Source organism: Streptomyces sp. NPDC001515 (genome assembly GCF_053597115.1).
The window spans coordinates 38,548-53,017 of record NZ_JBSFHN010000004.1 but is presented as its reverse complement, the minus strand read 5'-3'; the positions used below and the strand labels follow the sequence as shown (position 1 = coordinate 53,017).

Below are 14,470 nucleotides of genomic sequence, written 5' to 3'. Positions count from 1 at the left end.
GGGTTCGTGGACATGATGTCGGCATCGGATCCTTCGGCCTTCCCTCCGGGAGTGTCCTTCCCCCTGTTCAAAGCCCTGGACCGGAACCCGGTCAACGGGCTGGCCGCCGGGGCCGACAGCTCCGGGCACTGCCGGGTGTGGGACGCGGCGAACGGCGCGTCCACGGGCGAACCGGCCCCGTGGGGGACTGCGGTCGAGGCACTGGCCTGGTCCCCCGACGGGCGATGGCTCGCGGCCGGCGACCGCACCGGCTCCGTGCGGCTCCGGCTGTTCGGCTCCGAGGACGGGGGTGTCCGGCCCGAGCGGTCGTTCACCGGTCACGCGGGTGCCGTGGGATCGCTCGCCTGGACCCGGTGCGGGACCAGGCTGGCCTCCGGCGGCGCGGACGGCGTCGTCCGCGTCCGGGACGCCCGGAGCTGCGACGTCCTCGCGGAGCTCACCGTCGGTGAAGCCTCCGACGGCTTCGGGAAGACGGTCAGAGCACTCACCTGGCACCCGGACGGCCGCCATCTCGTCACGGGCACCCACGGCGGGCGCATCCAGATCTGGGACACCGAGACCGGGAGACAGGCGGCGGTGCTCGACGACCGGGGCCCCTGGCCCGCGGCCATGGCCGTCACGGCGCGCGGCGACCGGCTGATGGTCGGCGGGCGCGGCGGAGCGGTACGGATCTGGGAGCTGGGCGCCGCGCCGCACGCCACCGCGCCCGTGGCACTGGACGGGCACCGGGACTCGGTTCTCGCCGGTGCCGCGAGCCCGGACGGCCTCCTGGTCGCGACCGGTGGCATGGACCAGGTGGTGCGCCTGTGGGACGCTGCCACCGGTGCGCCGGTGGCGCGCTGCGAGGGCCTCGGCGGATGGGTGCGATCGGTCGGGTTCAGCGCCGACGGAGAACACGTCGTCGGCATCGACGCCGGCGGGACGGCCGCCGTCTGGAACCGCACGGGCGGCCGCCCCCTGTCGAGCACCCGGCTCGGCGGTACGGGGTGGCCGACCGGTGACGCTCCGTCCGGGGCGGCGCCGGGCGGCTGGCGCGACGAGGCGGCCCGGCACCCCTGGCCGTCGATGCGCTGCGGCTGCGGCCGGGGCGCGCGCCACGTTCCGTACAGCTTCGCCACGCTGGTCGCGGCGAGGACCGAGGAGGAGGCCGACGCGGTCGACCTGGCCGATGACATCGAGTCGGGCGGGATGCTGTTCGAGGCCGCCGTCCCGGTCGCCTCGATGCTCGTCGCCGCACTCCGGGAGGAGGACCTCTCCGACCCGGCGAGACTGGCCGTGCTGGACCTGCTCCTCGGCCTGGTCTCGGGCGAGTCCGACAGCAGCGAGACCGCGCTCGACAGGCCGTTCCTGGAGGCCGAGTGCCGTGAAGCCGTCCGTGGCGGGATTCCCGTGCTGAAGCGGGAGCTGACGCGCGAGGGTGATCCCGGAGCGGTGGGCCTCGTCCTCGAAATCCTGGAGACCCTCGACGCCGGCCAGGAGGAGGAGCAGGCCGGGTAGGCCACCCACGGCCCGGACACCACTGGTGCGCCGGGCCCGATGAGAAGCCGCGAACGCCCGGCCGGACCCGTCCGGCCGGGCGTTTCGCACCGGGGCCCGTGGCCCCCCGGCATCACCACCACGACGGGCGCGGGTTCCGGAACGTTCCGGGACCCGCGCCCGGGTGTGTCCGTGGTCATGCCGGCTGCACCAGCCCCGACTTGCCGTAGATCGTCGCCACCCGGCCCCGTTCACCCAACCGTCGCCCCCGCGCCACGCGGACCATCCGCCCGCGACACGTGGACCGGGTGGTGTACGGGTGTGCTGATCTCTCTGGTGGTGCCCTGCTTCAACGAGGAAGAGATCCTCGAACGCTTCCACGAGCGCGTGACGGACGAGATGACCCGCCTGGGGCATGCCTTCCAGCTCGTGTACGTGGACGACGGGAGCGCGGACCGCACGCTGCCGATCCTCCAGGAACTGGCGGCCGCCGACCCCCGGGCGCGATACGTCTCGTTCAGCCGGAACTTCGGCAAGGAGGCGGCGATGCTGGCAGGGCTGCGGCATGCCGACGGGGACGCGGTGGTGATCATGGACGCCGATCTCCAGCATCCGCCGGAGCTGATCGGGAAGATGGTCCAGGAGCACGCGCGGGGCTACGACCAGGTGATCGCCCGCCGCACCCGCACGGGCGACCGGGTGACGCGGACGCTCACGGCCCGTGCGTACTACTGGCTCATCAACCGGCTGGTGGACGTGGAACTGGTCGACGGGGTCGGGGACTTCCGGCTGCTGTCGCGCCGGGCGGCGGACGCGGTGCTGGAGCTGACCGAGTACAACCGCTTCTCGAAGGGGCTGTTCGCCTGGGTCGGCTTCCCGACGACGACGTTCAGCTACGAGAACGCCGTACGCGAACAGGGGCGCTCGGCCTGGACCTTCGGCAAGCTGCTGAACTACGGACTCGACGGACTGCTCTCCTTCAACAACAAGCCGCTGCGCGCCGCGCTCTACCTCGGGCTGCTGCTGGTGTCGCTCGCCTTCGCGTACGCGGCGTGGATCGTCGGCGTCGCCCTCGTGCAGGGCGTCGACACCCCCGGATACGTCACCCTCCTCGTCGCCGTCACCGCCCTCGCCGGTGTCCAGATGGTGATGGTCGGGGTGGTCGGCGAGTACGTGGGGCGCATCTACTACGAGGTGAAGCGCCGCCCGCACTTCCTCGTGAAGGCCACCAACGCCCCCGGGCACCGGCCGGACCGGGAGCCGGAGCCCCGGGAGTTCGCCCGCCGATGAGCCTCACGGCACAGATCGCCCGGTTCGCCCTCGTGGGCGTCGTGAACACGGGGACGTACTACGGCTGCTACCTGCTCCTGCTGCACGGGCTGCCGTACCTCGCCGCGCACGTGCTCGCCTTCGCGCTGAGCATGGTCGGCTCGTTCTTCCTGAACGCGTACTTCACCTACCGCACCCGGCCCACCTGGCGGAAGTTCCTCCTCTTCCCCCTCACCAACGCCGCCAACTTCGTCATCACCACCGGCGGCGTCTACCTCCTGGTCGACCTGGCCGGATTCAGCGACCGCTACGCCCCGCTGGTGGCCGCCGCGGCCGCCATCCCCCTCACGTTCGTCGTCTCGCGCACGATCATGCTGCGGCCGGACGCCCCGTCCCGGAAACGGCCGGAACCGGTGGGCTGAGTCCGGCGGTCCCCGGCCACATCCCCAACTCCTCCCGAATCGTTGGTCGAATCAGTGGCCCGGACCGGTTCCACTCCCTAACATCGATCACCGCAAGGCTTTGTGCACCGCCGCACAATCTCCTCGGGAGGCTCCTTTGCACCGCCGTCGTCGCACCGCGCTCACCGTCTCCGCCGCCCTGCTCGTCGCAGCGCCGGTCCTCACCGCCTGCGGCAGCCAGGCCCACCCCGGCGCCGCGGCCGTCGTCGGCGGGGACCGGATCACGGTGGCCACCGTGCAGGGCCAGGTGGCCGATGTGCGCAAGGCGCAGGACGCGTCGAAGCAGTCGGCGCAGATCAGCGACCAGTCGGGGCAGCTCGCCCGCGCCAAGCTGCACGGGCTGATCCTGGACCGGATCCTGGACAGGGCCTCCGCCGACGCGGGGGTGACGGTGACGCGTGCCGAGGTGCAGCAGATGCGCGCCTCGGCGGCGGCCCAGTACCAGGGGGAGGACGGGCTGCGCGCCGCCGTGCTCCAGGAGCGGTGGATCGCCCCCGACCAGATCGACGCCTTCCTCCGGGAGCAGATCCAGCTGACCAAGCTCGGCCAGGCGCTCGGCGCCGACCCGACGACGCCCGAGGGCACCAAGATCCTGGGCGAGGCGCTGAGCGAGGCGTCGAAGGCGCTCGAGGTCGACGTCAACCCGCGCTTCGGCACCTGGAACAACCAGCAGATCCAGCTCGCCGACTACAAGGCCCCGTGGATCAAGCAGGTCACCGCGGCGGAGAAGCCGGCCGCGGAAGCCGGGGCCTGAGCCCGCGCCGAGGCCGGGGCCTCGGGCCTGTGCGCGGGCCGGAGCCTGGGGCCGCCGCTCCTGCGGCGGCCGGGGTAGATTCCGCCCTGTGAACGCTGAAGATCCCGGCCGCATCGTCCTGCTCACCGCCAGCCACCGTGTCGCGCCCGGACTGCTGTCCTGGCCCGCCTGGCAGGCCCTGCACGCGGCCGGCCGGGTGCACTGCGCCCAGGACGCGGGCGCCCAGCTGCCGTATCTGCGCGAGGCCGGGATCACCGTCGCCCCCGGCGTTCCCGGCGCCGAGGAGCTGGTGGACGCCTGCGCGGGCGGGCACACCGTGGTGGTCCTCACCGGCGGGGAGGGCGAGGGGCCGCTGACCGACGGACTGGCCCGGCTGGCCGGTTCGGGCCGGGTGCGGATGCCGGAGCTGGAGCTGCTGCCCGGTTCGTACGATCTGCCCGGCGCCCGGCTCCTCGATCTCGTCCAGATCATGGACCGGATCCGCCGCGAGTGCCCCTGGACCTCGCGGAAGACCCACCAGGGCCTCGCCAAGTACGCGATCGAGGAGGCGTACGAACTCGTCGAGGCGATCGAGGACGGCACCCGCGAGGAACTCCGCGAGGAGCTGGGGGACGTGCTCCTCCAGGTCGTCTTCCACGCCCGGATCGCGGAGGAGGGCATTCCGGGAAGCGGCGAGGAGCCGTTCTCCGTGGACGACGTCGCCGGCACGCTCATCGAGAAGCTGATCCACCGCCACCCGCACGTCTTCGGCGACGCCACCGCCGAGACCCCCGAGGACGTCCACGCGCACTGGCTGCGCACCAAGGCCGTCGAGAAGCGGCGCGCCTCCGTCACCGACGGGGTGCCGCTCGGCCAGCCCGGCCTGGCCCTCGCCGCGAAGCTCGCGAGCCGCGTGCGTACGGCCGGACTCGACGTCCCCCTCCCCGAGGGCGGGGACGGCGCCGCCATCGGCTACCGGCTGCTCGCCCTGGCCGTCCGCGCCCAGGAGGAGGGCGTCGACCCGGAGGCCGCCCTGCGCGCCGCGGCCCGCGCCTACCGGGACGCCATCCGGGCCGCGGAGGGCGTGGACGGCGCGGAGAGCACGGACAGCGCGGAGTAGGGGCCGCCGAGGCCCCGGAGCCCCCGCCCGGGGCAGCGGATAACGTCGGGGGGTGAACGACCACCCCGCCCACGCCCCGGCCGGCTGCCCCGCCCACGGCGGGTCCGGCGCCGCCGTCCCGCCCGCGCCCGAGCTCTTCACCTGGGAGTTCGCGACCGATCCGTACCCCGCCTACGCCTGGCTGCGCACGCACAGCCCCGTGCACCGCACCACCCTGCCCAGCGGGGTCGAGGCATGGCTGGTGACGCGGTACGCGGACGCCCGGCAGGCGCTCGCCGACGCCCGGCTCTCCAAGAACCCGGCCCACCACGCCGGGTCCGCGCGGGCCAAGGGGAAGACGGGCATCCCGGGGGAGCGCAAGGCGGAGCTGATGACGCATCTGCTGAACATCGACCCGCCCGACCACACGCGGCTGCGCCGGCTCGTCTCCAAGGCGTTCACCCCGCGCCGGGTCGCCGCGTTCGCGCCCCGCGTCCAGGAGCTGACGGACCGGCTGATCGACGGCTTCGCCGCGAAGGGGGAAGCGGACCTCATCCACGAGTTCGCCTTCCCGCTCCCCATCTACGCCATCTGCGATCTGCTCGGGGTGCCGGGCGAGGACCAGGACGACTTCCGGGACTGGGCGGGGATGATGATCCGCCACGGCGGCGGCCCGCGCGGCGGGGTGGCGCGCTCCGTGAAGAAGATGCGGAACTACCTCCTGGAACTGATCCACCGCAAGCGCGAGGACCCGGGCGACGATCTGATCTCGGGGCTCATCCGGGCGAGCGACCACGGCGAGCACCTGACGGAGAACGAGGCCGCCGCGATGGCCTTCATCCTGCTGTTCGCGGGTTTCGAGACGACCGTGAACCTGATCGGGAACGGGGTCCACACCCTGCTCGGCCATCCGGAGCAGCGCTCCCGCCTCCAGCGTTCGCTGGAGGCGGGGGAGACGGAGCTGCTGGCGACCGGGATCGAGGAACTGCTGCGGTACGACGGGCCGGTGGAGCTGGCGACCTGGCGGTACGCCACCGAGGCGCTGACCATCGGCGGGCAGCGGGTGGCCGAGGGCGATCCGGTGCTCGTGGTGCTGGCCGCCGCCGACCGGGACCCGGAGCGCTTCGCGGGTCCGGACACGCTGGACCTCGCACGGCGTGACAACCCGCACCTGGGATACGGACACGGCATCCACTACTGCCTCGGGGCCCCGCTCGCCCGGCTGGAGGGCCAGACGGCCCTCGCCACCCTGCTGAAACGTCTTCCGGACCTCCGGCTTGCCGGGGAATCGGCCGATTTGCGCTGGCGCGGTGGGCTGATCATGCGCGGACTGCGCACCCTTCCGGTCGAGTTCGGTCCGGAAGCGGGCACGGGCGGAAGGTGACTTTCTGTCAACTCTGTGATGTCGGCGTGATCTGCGCTGCATCGACTTGTGACATCCGTTCGAGTCCCGCTAGGTTCACCGTTCGACCCACCCGTCACACGGAAGGCATCCCCATGGGCTCCGCGAACGGCAGGCACCGTCGTCCCCGACAGGCTCCCGCCATCGTCGTCGCCGCAGGCGTGACCGGCTCGGCCCTCGCGATCCCGCTGCTCGGCGCCGCGGGCGCCCACGCGGCGGACGCCTCGACCTGGGACCGGGTGGCCGAGTGCGAGAGCGGCGGGATGTGGAGCGCCGACCTCGGCAACGGCTCCTACGGCGGCCTCCAGTTCTCCCCGGAGCTGTGGAAGGCGTACGGCGGCGAGTCCTACGCCGAGCGCGCCGACCTCGCCAGCCGCTCGCAGCAGATCGCCGTCGCCGAGAAGGTGCTGGCCGACCGGGGGCCGATGGCGTGGCCCAGCTGCGCGGTGATCTCCGGGCTCGCGACGGACGCCGGGCTGCCGGGGGTGGACCCGGGCGGCGTGCCGTCCGACGAGCCCTCCGCCGATCCGTCCGCCGACCCCTCGGCGGAGGCCGGGGCCCCGGACGACGCGACCGCGGACGGCAAGGACGCCGGGGACGCGAAGGGCGGCGCGGACGAGCGGGGCGCGGACGCCTCGCGCGGCAAGCACGCCAAGCCGGACGCCTCTCCCTCCGCCTCCACGCCCTCGGCCGGGGACGCGCGGGACGCCTCGGGGGCGGACGCCTCCGACGCCGCGCCGGGCGACGAGCGGCGGGCCGGGAGCGCCGACCGGGGCGGCAAGCACCGGGGCGCCCCCGCACCCGAGGAGACCCGGCAGTCCGGCCGCGAGGACCGCGACGCGGGGCGGCACGCCTCGCGCGGCGAGTCCGGGGCGCGCGACGCGGGGGACCCGGCCGCCGACGGCGCGTACACCGTCCGGCCCGGCGACAACCTGTGGGCGATCGCCCAGGCGCAGAAGCTGCCCGGCGGCTGGACGGCGCTCTACGAGACCAACAAGGACGAGATCGGCTCCGACCCGGACCTGATCCTGCCTGGCCAGAGCCTTGACCTGGGTGCGCCGACCGGGTGAGTCCGGCCCGGATCACCGGCTGAAAATGCCCCGGATTCCGGGGTAGTTCAGAGGCCTATGTCCCACTTTCGACCAAGTGAGACATAGGTCTCTTTGCGTGAACTGGCGTGTTGTGTCCGGGAGGTCCCGTCGCATCCGTTCCGACCTGCGCAAATGTGGGTTTGTCAGATGCAAGTACGGGATGTTTTTCCGGTATGTCCTTCTTTGAATGTCGGGGTTGGGTGTGTTTACGGTCTGAACCGCTCGCACCGCGGGCCCCGTCGACCGTCACGCCGAATCCTGCCGTCGGTCGAAGGGAACAGACGCGAAAGCGCCGTAGGCAGGAGCGGGGGACCCAGGTAGGCGCCGGACCCGGACGTCGAAGGACGCCGGGACCGGCTTGGGGTGAAGTCGCGTGCTAGGACGTGCGACCGGGCAACTCACAGGCCCGAACCCGACAGCTCACCTCGCAGGCGTCGGTGAGGAGAAGTCTCGATGCTGCTCAACCGCAAGGCCAACAAGCACCGCCGCCCCTCCAAGGCCGTCCGGATCGCCACGCTCGCCGGCGTCGCCGGTGCCGCCGTCGCCGTTCCGCTGATGGGCGCGACCGGCGCCTCCGCCGCCTCGGTGGCCACGTGGGACGCCGTCGCCCAGTGCGAGTCCGGTGGCAACTGGTCCATCAACACCGGCAACGGCTACTACGGCGGCCTCCAGTTCTCCCAGTCCAGCTGGGCCGCCGCCGGCGGTACCCAGTACGCCCCCCGCGCCGACCTGGCCACCAAGGCCCAGCAGATCGCCACCGCCGAGAAGCTGCTCGCCCTCCAGGGTCCGGGCGCCTGGGCCTGCGCCGGCGCCGGCAACCTGACCAACGACGGCGTCGACCCGGGCGTCGACACCGGCTCCTCCGCCGCCACGACGGAGCAGGCCCCCAAGCAGGAGGCCGCGCCGCAGAAGCAGGCCGAGCGCACCGAGGCCCCGGCCACCAACCGCTCGGAGCGCACCCCCGCCCCGGCGAAGAGCGAGCCGAAGAAGGCCGCGAAGACCGTGACCACCCCGACCGGCGCGAAGGTCGCCAAGGGCGACGGCGAGTACAAGGTCGTCACCGGCGACTCGCTGAGCAAGATCGCCGCCGACCACGGCGTCGAGGGCGGCTGGCAGCGCCTCTTCGAGCTGAACAAGGACATCGTCAAGGACGCCGACCTGATCTACCCGGGTCAGCAGCTCCACCTGACGAAGTAGTCGCGACCCCTCCTCGTCGACGGCTCCGGACACCCCGGCCCGGTGCGCACCCTCCCCCCGTGCGCGCCGGGCCGGGGTCCGCTCGTTCGGGCCGGGGACCGTTCAACTGTTGTCGTTACCCGTCAGTAGATTTCTTCCCTTTCATCCCGCTGTGCCCGCGCTTGGGTCCTTTTTCGTCCCAGGGGTCGGGCGGTCGGCCGACGCAGGCCGCCGGGCCGGTTAGGCTCGTGTCGCAAGGCCCACGTGGCCCCGCACCCCAAGCGTCATATCCCAGAAGGAGATGCCTCGTGCCGTCCATCGACGTCGTCGTAGCCCGGGAAATCCTCGACTCCCGCGGAAACCCCACGGTCGAGGTCGAGGTCGGCCTCGACGACGGCTCCACCGGCCGTGCCGCCGTTCCGTCCGGCGCCTCCACCGGTGCCTTCGAGGCCATCGAGCTTCGTGACGGAGACCCCAACCGCTACCAGGGCAAGGGCGTCGAGAAGGCCGTCCTCGCCGTCATCGAGCAGATCGGCCCGGAGCTCGTCGGCTACGACGCCACCGAGCAGCGCCTGATCGACCAGGCGATGTTCGACCTGGACGCCACCGAGAACAAGGGCTCGCTCGGCGCCAACGCCATCCTCGGCGTCTCGCTCGCCGTGGCCCACGCCGCCTCCGAGGCCTCGGACCTGCCGCTCTTCCGCTACCTCGGCGGCCCGAACGCGCACCTGCTGCCCGTTCCGATGATGAACATCCTCAACGGCGGTTCGCACGCGGACTCCAACGTGGACATCCAGGAGTTCATGATCGCCCCGATCGGCGCGGAGTCCTTCTCCGAGGCGCTGCGCTGGGGTGCCGAGGTCTACCACACCCTGAAGAAGGTCCTGAAGACCAAGGGCCTGTCCACCGGTCTCGGCGACGAGGGCGGCTTCGCGCCGAACCTGGAGTCCAACCGCGCCGCCCTCGACCTCATCGTCGAGGCCATCAAGGAGGCCGGCTACGCCCCGGGCAAGGACATCGCGCTCGCGCTCGACGTCGCCGCCTCGGAGTTCTACAAGGACGGGAAGTACGAGTTCGAGGGCAAGTCCCGCTCGGCCGCCGAGATGACCGAGTACTACGAGGAGCTGGTCTCCGCGTACCCGCTGGTCTCCATCGAGGACCCGCTGTACGAGGACGACTGGGCCGGCTGGAAGGTCATCACCGACAAGCTCGGCAGCAAGGTGCAGATCGTCGGTGACGACCTCTTCGTCACCAACCCGGAGCGCCTGGCCCGCGGCATCGAGGAGGGCTCCGCCAACGCCCTGCTCGTCAAGGTCAACCAGATCGGTTCGCTGACCGAGACCCTGGACGCCGTCGAGCTGGCCCAGCGCAACGGCTTCAAGTGCATGATGTCGCACCGCTCCGGCGAGACCGAGGACGTCACCATCGCGGACCTCGCCGTCGCCGTGAACTGCGGCCAGATCAAGACCGGCGCCCCGGCCCGCTCGGACCGCGTCGCCAAGTACAACCAGCTGCTGCGCATCGAGGAGATCCTCGACGACGCCGCCGTGTACGCCGGCCGCTCGGCGTTCCCGCGCTTCAAGGGCTGACCCGGTCCGGGCAACCGACCCGGCCTCCGTCCGTCCCCGCACTCGGTCCCGTACCGTGTGCGGGGACGGACGTGCGTAATGGGGAGGCGGAGACATGGCCGCGAAGGACCGGGACCGGTTCTCCACCGCGACCCGGCTGCGGTTGCTCGGCGAGCAGACCGCGGCCCGCGTCTACCGCTCCCAGAACCGCCGCCAGGCCCGCCGCTCCCGGCTCACCGGCCGGGCCGCCTTCCTGGCCCTGGTGGTCTGCTCGCTGGTCGTCGCCCTCGCCTATCCGATGCGGCAGTACGTCTCGCAGCGCGACGAGATCGCCGAGCAGGAGCGGCTGGCGCAGGAGGCCGAGACGCGGACCGAGCAGTTGCGCGACGAGAAGGCCCGGCTCCAGGACGACGCCTACATCCGGCGGCTGGCCCGCGAGCACCTGCATTACCTTCTTCCCGGGGAGACCGGCTTCACCGTGGTCGACCCGGACGCGGCGCGGGAGCGCGACGGCACACCGGACGAGTCCGGCCGGCCGTGGCACTCCAACCTGTGGGACGGCGTGGACAGCGCCGACCGAGGCTGAGCCGCACCCCCCTGTACCGCTCCACCGCTGTACCGCTGCGCGACCCGCAGTGCGAGCAGTCCGATCAGAACCCTAGGCAGGCATGGAAACGCCCCCTCCCCAGACCGAGTCCACCCCGCCCACCGAGGCGGACATCGCCGCCTTCCAGCAGCAGCTGGGGCGCCCGCCGCGCGGGCTGCGCGCCATCGCGCACCGGTGCCCGTGCGGCAACCCGGACGTGGTGGAGACCCAGCCCCGGCTGGAGGACGGTACGCCGTTCCCGACGACGTACTACCTCACCTGCCCGCGCGCGGCCTCCGCGATCGGCACCCTGGAGGCGAACGGGGTGATGAAGGAGATGACCGAGCGCCTCGCCACGGACCCCGAGCTGGCCGCCGCCTACCGCGCCGCGCACGAGGACTACCTCGCCCGCCGCGACGCCATCGAGGTCCTGGAGGGCTTCCCGAGCGCCGGCGGCATGCCGGACCGGGTGAAGTGCCTGCACGTGCTCGTGGGGCACTCGCTGGCGGCCGGGCCCGGGGTGAACCCGCTCGGCGACGAGGCGATCGCCATGCTGCCGGAGTGGTGGCGCAAGGGGCCGTGCGTGACGCCCTGCGGGACGCCGGACGAGGCCTGAGACACCACACGATGCGCCGGAGAGGCTTGAGTTCATGACGCGTGTAGCCGCCATCGACTGCGGGACCAACTCGATCCGCCTGCTGGTCGCCGACGCCGACCCCGCCACCGGCGGGCTCGTCGAGCTCGACCGCCGGATGGAGATCGTCCGGCTCGGCCAGGGCGTCGACCGGACCGGCCGGCTCGCCCCGGAGGCGCTGGAGCGCACCTTCGCCGCCTGCCGCCGGTACGCGGACGTGATCAAGGAGCACGGCGCCGAGCGGGTCCGCTTCGTCGCCACCTCCGCCTCCCGGGACGCGGAGAACCGGGACGAGTTCGTCCAGGGGATCCACGCGATCCTCGGCGTCGAGCCCGAGGTGATCAGCGGCGACCAGGAGGCCGCGTTCTCCTTCGACGGGGCCACCCGGGAGCTGGCCGGGCGCGACGACCTGGCGCGGCCCTATCTGGTCGTGGACATCGGCGGCGGCTCCACCGAGTTCGTCGTCGGCGACGACGAGGTGCGCGCGGCCCGCTCCGTGGACATCGGCTGCGTCCGGATGACCGAGCGCCATCTCGTCCACGACGGCGTGGTCACCGACCCGCCGACGGCCGCGCAGGCCGACGCGATCCGGGCGGACGTCGCGGCGGCGCTGGACCTGGTCGCCGAGACCGTGCCGCTCGCCTCGGCCGGCACCCTCGTCGGCCTGGCCGGCACGGTCACCACCGTCGCCGCGATCGCGCTGGGCCTGGAGGAGTACGACTCCGAGGCCATCCACCACTCCCGCGTCCCCGTGGAGCGGGTCCGCGAGATCGCCGCACGGCTCCTCGCCTCCACCCACGCCGAACGCGCGGCGATCGGCGCCATGCACCCGGGCCGGGTCGACGTGATCATCTCCGGCGCCCTGATCCTGCTCGCCGTCATGGAGCGGACGGGCGCCCACGAGGTCGTCGTCAGCGAGCACGACATCCTGGACGGCATCGCGTTCTCCGCGGCCCGCTGAGGTGCGCTGAGGGGCGGCGCGGGGCGTGTTGCCGGCCACAGACGTCCCGCCGGTCGCCCACCTTCACGACCCCACGCGGCGCACGCGCGCTCATACGCACTTTGGCCTGCACCTTTGAGACTTCCGAAGCATGCGCGGGGGCTCTTCGGAGGCAGCGCGCGACGAACTTCGTGAAGTTCTTCACAAGGAATGGGGGTGCTTGGAGCGCACTTCTGCTCCGAACGGGGTCCGGGGCGAGTGGGCCGGGTCACTCCGGCCGGACATGGCGGGGTTCCGGGGGCTGCGGGGGCGGGCCGCCGGTGGGTGTGGTCCAGCCGGGGGCGCGAATCAAGGGCCAGCTCACAGGCGGTGAACAACGTTCACCGGGGTGCGGTGGTTCCCCCGTACGGTCATGACCTGGGTCACGTGGGCCGCGGAGTGTAGCAGATGGGGGCCACATCCTTGTGAAGGGGCTCACGAGCATGCCCCCCGAGGGGGGTGGATACTCGATGGCATGAGCACCACGGAGCGTCCCAGGATCCTCGTAGTAGGCGGTGGGTACGTAGGCCTGTACGCAGCTCGGCGCATCCTCAAGAAGATGCGCTACGGCGAGGCGACCGTCACGGTCGTCGACCCCCGGTCGTACATGACCTACCAGCCCTTCCTCCCCGAAGCTGCTGCCGGCAGCATCTCGCCTCGGCATGTCGTCGTCCCGCTGCGACGCGTCCTGCCCAAGGCCGAGGTCCTCACCGGCCGCGTCACGACCATTGACCAGGACCGCAAGGTCGCCACGGTCGCGCCGCTCGTCGGCGAGTCCTACGAGCTGCCCTTCGACTACCTGGTCATCGCGCTCGGCGCCGTCTCCCGCACCTTCCCGATCCCCGGCCTCGCCGAGCAGGGCATCGGCATGAAGGGCATCGAGGAGGCCATCGGCCTGCGCAACCACGTCCTCGAACAGCTGGACAAGGCCGACTCGACGACCGACGAGGACGTCCGCCGCAAGGCGCTGACGTTCGTCTTCGTGGGCGGCGGCTTCGCCGGCGCGGAGACCATCGGCGAGGTCGAGGACATGGCCCGCGACGCGGCGAAGTACTACACGAACGTGAAGCGCGAGGACATGCGCTTCATCCTCGTCGACGCCGCCGACAAGATCCTTCCCGAGGTCGGCCCGAAGCTGGGCACCTGGGGCCGGGAGCACCTGGAGTCCCGCGGTGTCGAGGTCTTCCTCTCGACCTCCATGGACTCCTGCGTCGACGGCCACGTGGTGCTGAAGAACGGCCTGGAGGTCGACTCCAACACCATCGTGTGGACCGCCGGTGTGAAGCCGAACCCGGCGCTCGCCCGCTTCGGTCTGCCGCTCGGCCCGCGCGGCCACGTGGACACCAGCGAGAAGCTCCAGGTGCAGGGCACCGACTACATCTGGGCCGCGGGCGACAACGCCCAGGTTCCGGACGTGATCGGCCGCAAGGCCGGCAACCCCAACGCCTGGTGCCCGCCCAACGCCCAGCACGCGCTGCGCCAGGCCAAGGTCCTCGGCGACAACGTGATCTCCGGGATGCGCGGCTTCCCGCAGGCCGACTACAGCCACGCCAACAAGGGCGCGGTGGCCGGTCTGGGCCTGCACAAGGGCGTCGCGATGATCGTCATGGGCAAGATGAAGATCAAGCTCAAGGGCCGTCTCGCCTGGTACATGCACCGCGGCTACCACGGTCTGGCCATGCCGACCTGGAACCGCAAGATCCGGATCTTCGCCGACTGGACGCTGGCGATGTTCCTCAAGCGCGAGGTCGTCTCGCTCGGCGCCATGGAGACTCCGCGCGAGGAGTTCTACGAGGCCGCCAAGCCCGCCCCGGCCCCCGCTGCCGCCGCCCAGCCGGCCGGCGAGAAGGCCAAGGCATCCTGACGCCCTGACCGGCGGATCCCCGGATCCCCGGCCGCACGTCGCACGACGCCCGAAGGGGCCGTCCGCCATCCGTGGTGCGGACGGCCCCTTCGGCGTATCCGGACCCGGCGGGACCGGGGGCCGCCCGAGCCC

General features: G+C 72.3%; 13 protein-coding genes and 1 riboswitch. All 13 genes read left to right on the top strand.

Going from position 1 to position 14,470, the window contains the following annotated elements; all coding sequences use genetic code 11:
* The first annotated feature begins 51 nt into the window (after nt 1-51).
* The 13 genes from ACWCXC_RS06810 (at nt 52) to ACWCXC_RS06750 (ending at nt 14,338) form a co-directional block, all read left to right on the top strand.
* Nucleotides 52-1,497, top strand: coding sequence for a WD40 repeat domain-containing protein (locus ACWCXC_RS06810; RefSeq protein ID WP_450887067.1), 1,446 nt, complete (start codon nt 52-54; stop codon nt 1,495-1,497).
* 300 nt (nt 1,498-1,797) lie between these two features.
* On the top strand, nt 1,798-2,766 hold the full coding sequence (locus ACWCXC_RS06805) for a glycosyltransferase family 2 protein (protein WP_450684194.1): 969 nt from the start codon (nt 1,798-1,800) through the stop codon (nt 2,764-2,766).
* The gene (locus ACWCXC_RS06800) at nt 2,763-3,167 is read left to right on the top strand and encodes a GtrA family protein (RefSeq protein WP_450684195.1); all 405 of its coding nucleotides are present in this window, start codon (nt 2,763-2,765) and stop codon (nt 3,165-3,167) included. The genes ACWCXC_RS06805 and ACWCXC_RS06800 overlap by 4 nt, the downstream gene beginning before the upstream one ends.
* A gap of 136 nt (nt 3,168-3,303) precedes the next feature.
* Nucleotides 3,304-3,960 carry a SurA N-terminal domain-containing protein gene (locus ACWCXC_RS06795; protein ID WP_450684196.1) on the top strand — a complete coding sequence of 219 codons (657 nt, stop codon included), beginning with the start codon at nt 3,304-3,306 and terminating at the stop codon, nt 3,958-3,960.
* A gap of 88 nt (nt 3,961-4,048) precedes the next feature.
* Entirely contained in the window at nt 4,049-5,059 is a 1,011-nt protein-coding gene (locus ACWCXC_RS06790) for a nucleoside triphosphate pyrophosphohydrolase (protein WP_450887064.1), read from the top strand.
* Between the two features lie 52 nt (nt 5,060-5,111).
* The gene (locus tag ACWCXC_RS06785) at nt 5,112-6,422 is read left to right on the top strand and encodes a cytochrome P450 family protein (protein WP_450684198.1); all 1,311 of its coding nucleotides are present in this window, start codon (nt 5,112-5,114) and stop codon (nt 6,420-6,422) included.
* Between the two features lie 113 nt (nt 6,423-6,535).
* Nucleotides 6,536-7,510 carry a transglycosylase family protein gene (locus ACWCXC_RS06780; RefSeq protein WP_450887062.1) on the top strand — a complete coding sequence of 325 codons (975 nt, stop codon included), beginning with the start codon at nt 6,536-6,538 and terminating at the stop codon, nt 7,508-7,510.
* A 301-nt stretch (nt 7,511-7,811) separates the two neighbouring features.
* Nucleotides 7,812-7,980, top strand: a riboswitch (cyclic di-AMP (ydaO/yuaA leader).
* Between the two features lie 4 nt (nt 7,981-7,984).
* The gene (locus tag ACWCXC_RS06775) at nt 7,985-8,728 is read left to right on the top strand and encodes a transglycosylase family protein (protein WP_450684200.1); all 744 of its coding nucleotides are present in this window, start codon (nt 7,985-7,987) and stop codon (nt 8,726-8,728) included.
* A gap of 287 nt (nt 8,729-9,015) precedes the next feature.
* Nucleotides 9,016-10,296, top strand: coding sequence for a phosphopyruvate hydratase (gene eno, locus ACWCXC_RS06770; RefSeq protein ID WP_450684201.1), 1,281 nt, complete (start codon nt 9,016-9,018; stop codon nt 10,294-10,296).
* Between the two features lie 94 nt (nt 10,297-10,390).
* Nucleotides 10,391-10,861 carry an FtsB family cell division protein gene (locus ACWCXC_RS06765; protein ID WP_450684202.1) on the top strand — a complete coding sequence of 157 codons (471 nt, stop codon included), beginning with the start codon at nt 10,391-10,393 and terminating at the stop codon, nt 10,859-10,861.
* A gap of 82 nt (nt 10,862-10,943) precedes the next feature.
* Nucleotides 10,944-11,477, top strand: a complete 534-nt coding sequence (locus tag ACWCXC_RS06760) for a DUF501 domain-containing protein (protein ID WP_450684203.1) — start codon at nt 10,944-10,946, stop codon at nt 11,475-11,477.
* A gap of 34 nt (nt 11,478-11,511) precedes the next feature.
* Nucleotides 11,512-12,456, top strand: a complete 945-nt coding sequence (locus ACWCXC_RS06755; protein WP_450887059.1) for a Ppx/GppA phosphatase family protein — start codon at nt 11,512-11,514, stop codon at nt 12,454-12,456.
* 493 nt (nt 12,457-12,949) lie between these two features.
* Complete coding sequence (locus ACWCXC_RS06750) at nt 12,950-14,338, top strand: NAD(P)/FAD-dependent oxidoreductase (RefSeq protein ID WP_450887057.1); 1,389 nt, start codon at nt 12,950-12,952, stop codon at nt 14,336-14,338.
* Nucleotides 14,339-14,470: the final 132 nt, after the last annotated feature.